Annotated in this window: 5 protein-coding genes; all 5 read left to right on the forward strand. The window is 35.1% G+C overall.

The window, feature by feature from the left end; all coding sequences use genetic code 11:
* The first annotated feature begins 47 nt into the window (after positions 1-47).
* The 5 genes from G586_RS0110780 to dptF are packed head-to-tail and all read left to right on the forward strand — an operon-like array spanning position 48 to position 8,199.
* Positions 48-3,491, forward strand: a complete 3,444-nt coding sequence (locus G586_RS0110780; RefSeq protein ID WP_155834098.1) for a hypothetical protein — start codon at positions 48-50, stop codon at positions 3,489-3,491.
* Positions 3,492-3,539: 48 nt separating this feature from the next.
* Positions 3,540-5,105, forward strand: a complete 1,566-nt coding sequence (locus tag G586_RS0110785) for a phosphoadenosine phosphosulfate reductase domain-containing protein (protein WP_155834100.1) — start codon at positions 3,540-3,542, stop codon at positions 5,103-5,105.
* Positions 5,106-6,233, forward strand: a complete 1,128-nt coding sequence (locus tag G586_RS0110790) for an aminotransferase class V-fold PLP-dependent enzyme (protein WP_026527772.1) — start codon at positions 5,106-5,108, stop codon at positions 6,231-6,233.
* Positions 6,233-6,424, forward strand: coding sequence for a DUF3343 domain-containing protein (locus G586_RS27630; protein ID WP_026527773.1), 192 nt, complete (start codon positions 6,233-6,235; stop codon positions 6,422-6,424). The genes G586_RS0110790 and G586_RS27630 overlap by 1 nt, the downstream gene beginning before the upstream one ends.
* Positions 6,425-6,447: 23 nt before the next feature.
* The gene (gene dptF, locus G586_RS0110800; RefSeq protein WP_196811585.1) at positions 6,448-8,199 is read left to right on the forward strand and encodes a DNA phosphorothioation-dependent restriction protein DptF; all 1,752 of its coding nucleotides are present in this window, start codon (positions 6,448-6,450) and stop codon (positions 8,197-8,199) included.

The following is an 8,199-nucleotide window of genomic DNA, read 5'->3' on the forward strand; positions in this document are numbered from 1 at the left end:
TAACGCGCCAAAAGAAATATAAATACTCTGCAAATATATGCTTTGATATGAAAAACGATGAAAGGCTTGCAGGGTTTATTCCAAATCAGACAACTACAGAAATACTTGCAGAATATTTGTATGGGATAGTAGAGAATACTGACGGAGTGCACTCTAGGATTTTATACGGCTCTTACGGAACAGGAAAGTCTCATCTGCTAACAGTATTAGCACTGCTTCTTGGCCATACTAATACAGATGGAGAGGCATTTGGAAAGTTTATTGATGCAATAAAACGATATAATCCTTCGCTAGCGGAATTTATCAGTGCATACAATGCTGAAGAAAAGCCATATTTAGTAGTGCCCGTATATTCTGATTTTGATTCTTTTGATCAGTGCATTTCATATTCCCTGAAGAAAGAATTAACCAATCAAGGATATGATATTCATTTTGATAATTATTTCAGTGAAGCTCAAAACCTTATTAACACTTGGGAATCTAAGGAAGATTCTCAAAGACGTTTGGATGAAGTATGTAGTGATAAAAATATAGATCTTAATGCTATAAAAAGAATGCTAAACGAAATGGATTCTCGCGTAGAGGCTGTGTTTAGTGAGCTTTTCGGGGGGATGTCCTATGGAGCATCTTTTGTAAGTGGATTTGGAAATCTAATAGAAAACATAAATAAAGCCAATCAGGCAATAAGTGATCAAAGACGAGGAATAGTTTTCATCTTTGATGAGTTTGGACGATACTTAGAGGATCAGGGAGAAAGCTTAAAAGTAAAAACGGTCCAAGATTTGGCTGAATTATGTGATCATGGAGATTATAACAATCATGTGATATTGGTTTCTCATAAGCAGCTGTCTCTGTATACCGACAAAATGCGTAAAGAATTGAGTGATGAGTGGAAGAAGGTGGAAGGTAGGTTTGTGTCTACCTCTATTAATCCCAAGTATGATCAATGCTTATCACTGATTCCAAGCATTATTCCAAAAACCAAAGAATGGAATGCTTTTAGAAAGAAGTACAGTGAGGAATTAAATGCTGTTTCAGAAATAGCATGGAGATTTAAGGGTTTTACGTTACCTGATGATACAAAAGAGGATCCATTTATTGGAGGATTTCCTCTTAATCCTATTACCCTTTTTTCGCTTGATAAATTATCAAAAAAAGTGGCTCAGAATGAGAGAACATTTTTTACTTATTTAGCTAGTGAAGAGGCAAACTCGCTTTTTGATCAACTTGAGCGACTTGATACAAATGAGTTTCATTTTATTGGTTTAGATGCACTATTTGATTATTTTGAACCGAATATTATGGCATATAGATCACCTGAAGTAGCTGAACCATATAAGAAATATCAGATGGCAAAGAGCAAGATAGGGGGACTAGACAACAATTCTATTGAGCATAAATTATTAAAAGCTATGGCAGTAATTTCTATCATAGGAGATATGGATACTTTATGCTCCAATGATAATACACTGACATATGTAATTGATGAGAAAAATGATGATATTCTTTCTGCTATAGATAGATTACAAGCTAATAAAGTAATTAGGTTGATGCGTCAGTATGGGTACTATGATTTTCTGGATGGGAGTATCTATGATTTTGAATCTATGATAGAAGCTCAAGAAGGAGCAGTTTCTATAGATGCCGCAGTAAACGCGCTTAACGAGGGATTTAGAGATTTTGTTATCTATCCACATAAACATAATCAGAAATACCATACAAATAGAATTTTCATTCCTATTTTTGTAAAAAAGGAAGATCTACAAAAGAAAAGTCTCAAGAGAATTCTGCCAAACTTTTACGATGGTATTCTTGCATTTGTTATAGATACGGATTATGACGAAAAGTTTTATGAAGAATTAACGAATCTTCCGGATAGATGCATCTGTGTGATTAACTGGGAGTCAGATGAAATATTAAGTGAAGTAAAGAGATATATAGCTGTTCAGTATCTGGTTTCTAAAAAAGATGAGTATAGTGCCAATGACCCTACAGCAGAGGCTGAGTTGTTGTTATATCTTGAAGAACAGAGAACTGTAGTTGAGGGCCTTATTTCTAAATGGAGAAATTTAAGTCTGGAGAAGACAGAGGTATGTATTGATCGACATATTAGTGATATCAAGACAGTAATGGAGTTATCTGATGCTGCGTCTCAGATGATGAATGCTGCATTTCCAAATACGTTTATTGTTAATAATGACTTGATAAATAAAAACAATGTTTCAGGAGCAATGAGACAGGCAAGGGAAAAGGCGCTGAATCTAATTATTGATAAAGAGGACTTTATTTCTGCATGTAGTAAATTGTCTCCCGAGCATTCAATTATTAGGGCCGTATTATCGAAGAATGGATTATGTCATGAGGATGATATTTCTGAGGATATGATTAATCCTAGAGCCGAGAAACCTGTAGATGTGTTACTGAGAAAGAAAATAAAGAAAAGTATTAAAGCACAAGTATCAGTACTTGATATTTATGAACAATTGAAGATGCCACCTTATGGACTGAGAGATGGATTTATCCCGATTCTATTTGCTAATGAATTGAGAAAGTATGAAAATGTATCATTCTATTTTCACGATGTTGAGAAGGACTATTCTGCAGAAACGTTGCTGGAAGCATTAGCTAAACCGGCGGAATACAATCTCTATATATGTGATTGGGATCAGACCCAGAAGATTTTTATAAGTAATCTTGAAGGGCTGTTTGTTGAACATGTTAATCCGTCCTCGAGAAATAGACTTAGAGAGCTGTATAATGCAATGAATCGTCATTATACGATGATTTCAAAAAGCGCACGTACAACAGAGAAATATGTATCTGCAATGACAAAGAAGTATAGAGAAATCATGAGTACTTCACATAGTGATTATAATGCGTTTTTCTTTGAATGTTTGTTTGCATTAGGTGCTGACTATGATGAAGTATTTAATTCCATTAGGAATGCTAAGAAAGATCTTGAAAGTGTAGTTGAAAAACAGGTAGCATCTATTGCATCGTTGACAAGACAAGCATTAGAAGTAAGTAAAAATGCTACGTGGGCTGCAATAAAAGAAAAGTATGGTCCTGAATGGGAGGCAAAGAAGCATAAAGTATTAGATTATCAAGCTACAGCTTTCTTTGATGTGGTTACAAATGAAACAAGTGAAGATAATTACACTTGGGCTAATAGAATAGCGAACGCTGTAACTGGATTCGAGATTGAGTATTGGAATGATAATAAAGAATCAGAATTGTTAGACTGTCTGACAAAAATACGAGAACAAATTGAGGAAATAGCTGGAGATGCTGGCGTTTCTGAGAATGAGATTAGAGTTGTTCTTGAAGGAGACGGGGAACCCAAAATTGCTCAATTTGGAAAAACTGAGCTATCTCAGAATAGTCAGGTTATGTTTAATAAAATGAAATCTACTATAGATCATTTCGGCGGGGCACTTTCACCAGAAGAAAAGATGCAAGTGCTCACAAAACTATTAGCAGAAATCATGTGAGTTTGGAGAAAAGTTTTGATTTATTGGTGCAAAAAATGCAATGAGCCCGTGTTTAATGAAGAAATGCATCGGTGCTTTTGCAACGGAGAGCTTAAGAAAATTTCAGAAGGAACCATCTTTAATCCGGTTTTCCTGCAGGAAAGAAAACTCTTGGGAAAGATTGTTGGTGAAGATTTTTCTGAAAAAAAAATGTGGTACATGGGAGCAAGCCGTTATTTTTACGATGGTGAAGCGCATCTTATTCCTTATGTGAATTGGTATAAGGAAAAGAAACACTTAGAAGTTGCAAATGAATTGCATGACGCTGTTACTATAGAAAAGGATTATTCTGAGTATATGGGGATGGTTGAAGCAAATCTTATGTATATCCAGGGTATAGTCTATGAGGCTGAAAAGTATATTTGCGATACATACGCAAAATATAAGCCTTTGAACTATCAGCCAACAGTATCTTTTTCCGGAGGAAAAGATTCTACAGTTGTTGGTAGACTTGTGAGAGATGCATTACAAGATAATTCCGTAATACACTTTTTTGGAGATACTACGTTAGAGTTTCCAGAAACATACGATTACGTTGGGTGTGGCTTTAGAAAAGAAAACCCATCTGTGCCAATGATTCCAAGCGAGACCGAGAATGATTTCTTTAAATTGTGTAAAGTTTTCGGACCGCCTAGTCAGCATGAAAGATGGTGTTGTACCATCTTTAAAACCAGTAACTTAAATAAAGAGTTAGAGAATCTTCCAGGGAATAGTCTGTCTTTTATTGGAATTAGGCATAGTGAATCTGTAGCTAGAAGCAAATACGAAAGGACACAGGAACACTCAAAAATATCCAGTCAGATAAATGCAATGCCGATTATAGAGTGGACAGATTATGATGTGTGGCTTTATATACTCTACAAGAAGATCCAAGTGAATGCATGCTATCAGCTGGGATATAAGAGAGTAGGATGCTGGTGTTGCCCTAATAATTCCGACTGGTCCATGATGCTTACAGAAATATATCATCCTGACTTAATGAAAAAATGGAAGGATATGGTATACGAATTTGCAGTAAAAACTGGGAAGACGAATCCGGATGAGTATTATGAGGAAGGAAAATGGAAGGTTCGTAGAGGCGCAAGCGGTCTAGATGTGAAGAACGTTTCTATTGTTGATACTGCTTGTAATCTATCTGATCGTGCTAGGAATATTATTAGTAATAAAAAAATACAAAAAGATTTTATTGAGTTACTCAAGCCTCTTGGAGATATAAAAACTATTGAAAAGACAGACGCTTCTTATATGTCTTTCTATGATCATGATAAATCCGGAGAATATAGAAAATGTTTTGAACTCATTATTTCTTTTGGAACAAATGTAATAAAGGTATTACCGGAAGAACGAATAGATATAACAAATCTTGTAAACAGAATAAAGTGCCAATTAAGGAAGTATCAGTTTTGTATTAGATGTTCGGCTTGTGATTCGGTTTGCCCGCATGGAGCAATTGATACGATTCACGGAGTATACAAGATTGATGAGACCAAGTGTGTTCACTGCAAGAAATGTATAGCTAAGTTCTATAACGGATGTATTATCTGTGACAAAGTAGCGGGAAAGAAGGGGCAATAATTGATTTATTTCGATAACGCAGCCACAACACGAGAAAAACCTAAAGAAGTATTAGATGCATTTGTATACTATGTTACGCAAATAGGTGTAAGCCCTGGGCGTGGTAGCTATAGCCTTGGCATTGAAGCTTCCAGGATGCTTTATAAATCAAGGGTTACTGTGGCTGAATATTTTGGCATAAATGAACCTAATGTTATTTTTACAAAGAACTCTACGGAAGCAATCAATCTGTTTTTTAGAGGCTTTTTAAATAAAGGCGACCATGTTGTCATATCGCCATATGAGCATAATGCAGTGCTGAGACCACTTGAGATGATGCGTAAAGAAGGATTGATAGATTATAGCGTCATTGAAAGGGATGATCTTTCTGAGTCTAATGAATTCATTCTTGATAAGTACACTAGGGAAAATACTAAGGTTATAGCATTGACATTAGCAAGTAATCTTACAGGGAGGATTATTTTCAGATCGAGCTTATTTAATGCTGCAAGGCAGAGAGGTATAAAGACATTTGTGGATGCTTCTCAAGGAGCAGGAAAGATAAAGCTGAATATGTTTGCTGATGGTATTGATTATCTAGCGTTTACAGGACATAAAGATTTAAAAGCTTTGCCTGGGGTTGGGGGGTTATGTAGTAGAGAAACGTTGGACTTTAACCCACTTATTCAGGGTGGTACGGGCGTTCATGGACATGAAAAAACAAATCCTCACATTTTTCCAGAAGGGTATGAGTCAGGAACATTGAACATGCCAGCAATATGGGCTCTTAAAACAGCAATTGAGATAGTTAGTAAAGATTTTCAGGAACGCAGTGTAAGGACAAAAGCACTTACGGAAGAATTAATGTCACAGTTGTTATCACTTGAAAATGTGACTGTTTATGATAAGGATTTTGAACGAGTAGATACAATAGGCTTTAATATTGACGGCTATTCTTCAAATGAAATGGTGGGGATCCTTGATAAGAACAATATATGTACACGCGGAGGAATTCATTGTGCCATTCTTGCTCATGAGGCATTGGGGACTGTAGATAAAGGTGTTGTTAGAGTTAGTTTAAGTGAAAAGAATACTGAAGAAGAAATACAAGAGTTGATTGGAGTTATTAAGAGCTTAGGGGAGAAGTAATGTATATAGTTTTTTTTAGTACAAGCAATGTTTTTAAGGCAGAAGAATTACTGAACAGAGCTAATGTAGCCTGTGATGTTGTTCCGACCCCGGCAACGGATAGAGCATATTGCGGAGTGTGTTTACAAGTTGAAAAAGACTGTGATTTGAGTACAATTTCTAGCATTGAATTTGAAAGAATTGAGGAATAATTATGTGTGATTTCATAAACACAATGGAAAAACTAAAAAGCTCTTCAAGTAGTTCTGTAGCGAATGAGATATTTACTGATTTTAATGAGTATATGCACACGGCATCAAAGATGGATGATAGATTGACGCATGTGATTCAAAAAGCAGCGCAATATCAGAAGTCATTAGTATTGGTGTGCGGGAATTCTGGTGATGGAAAATCTCATCTAATAGCCAGTTTAAAGGGAAGTGGCGTAATAGATGATGGATTTAGTGTATACATTGATGCAACTTCTGCTGATAAAAAAGGTATGAAGGCAAATGATAAACTAAGAGAAAAACTTATGCCTTTATCAGATAGTGAAATGCATGATGGAAAGACGTTTAGATTGATTGTGGCAATCAACTTGGGAATACTAAATGATTTTTTGAAGAATTATGAAAATGAGTTCTCTGTTCTTAAGAAATATGTGGATGAGCAAGGATTGTTTGAGAACATACCTGCGTGGAAATATGAAAAGATGCACAAGGAAAAGGTGACTCATGAAGATTGTTATATTGGACATGTGGATTTTACATCTTTTCATAGATATGAAATTACGCCAAGAGGATTAAACCTTGATTTTATTCGAGGTTTGCTAGATAGAATTATCACGAATGATCCTAGGAATGTAATGCGTTTATCGTTTGATAATGGTTGTGAAAATTGCCATAAGCGTAGTAATTGTCCAGTGTACTGGAATTATAAAAGAATAGTCCAAGACGAAGAATATAGAGAATATATTGTGGATGTATTAGCTGAGGCAATAATAAAGCATAATGTTGCTCCTTCAGTTAGGGAAATTAACAACTTCTTTTATGAGATTATAATAGGAAATACTTTTGATGAAGCACTAATAAATGCAAATTCCACAGGAAGATTGGTGCATTTTATAAATAATCTTTCATTGAATTTACTTTATGAAAGCAAGGATGGTCTGTTAAAGCTTGTAGCGGAGCAAGATGTATTGAATAGTAAAGACAGGAAATACGATAAAGAATTAGTTGCGTTGAATCTCAAGCCATCTTTTGAAAAATGGTTAAAAGAAGAAGCACACAAGTGCAATAATGAGCTTCTTCAAGTAGATGCTGATTTGGTTTTTTGTCAGGCAAATTATGCTAGAGAATACAAAAGCTTAGAAGCAGAGATTAAACGAAGTATTTTTAAGTACTATATTCGTTATATGGATTCGCAGAACAGGGAATACGATCAAAAGTACATACAGTTTTTGCAATATCTATATGCGTATAACACAGGAAATGAGCAGAAATGTAAGAATCTGATAAATTTAATAAAGGAATGTGTTTACACATGGAATGGACGGCTTGGAGACCAATCAGGTAGTACTATTAAAAATGCAATAATATATGGCAAAGGAACGGATAGATATTATTTGTACAAGGTTGTAGATATCGCGTTTCAAGTTGATAAATCTATTGAGAAAATAGATGAGACAGGTGAATTCCCTAATTTTGCTTCATCATTAAAATTCAGCTTTGCATTAAAGGATAAACCATCGATACGTATATCCATAGATGTAGATTACGAGCTGTATGATTTATTGAGAGAAATGAATGAGGGATATATTCCTACAGATAATGATAGGAAACAGAATGTGAATTTTGATTCTTTTGTTAGAACGCTATTAGCAGAATCAGAGAGTGACATATACATATATTCTAGATATGAAGAGGGAAAAACATACAGGATAACAAAAGATGAGTTCGGATCATATGCTTTTGAGAATGAGGGATAA

It is taken from the genome of Butyrivibrio sp. VCD2006 (assembly GCF_000423925.1).
Taxonomy (GTDB): Bacteria; Bacillota; Clostridia; order Lachnospirales; family Lachnospiraceae; genus Butyrivibrio.

What these genes read in the sequence shown, in the direction of transcription:
- G586_RS0110780 (WP_155834098.1), top strand. Translation starts at nt 48, where the DNA reads ATGAAAAACGATGAAAGGCTTGCAGGGTTTATTCCAAATCAGACAACT.
- G586_RS27630 (WP_026527773.1), top strand. Translation starts at nt 6,233, where the DNA reads ATGTATATAGTTTTTTTTAGTACAAGCAATGTTTTTAAGGCAGAAGAA.
- dptF (WP_196811585.1), top strand. Translation starts at nt 6,448, where the DNA reads ATGGAAAAACTAAAAAGCTCTTCAAGTAGTTCTGTAGCGAATGAGATA.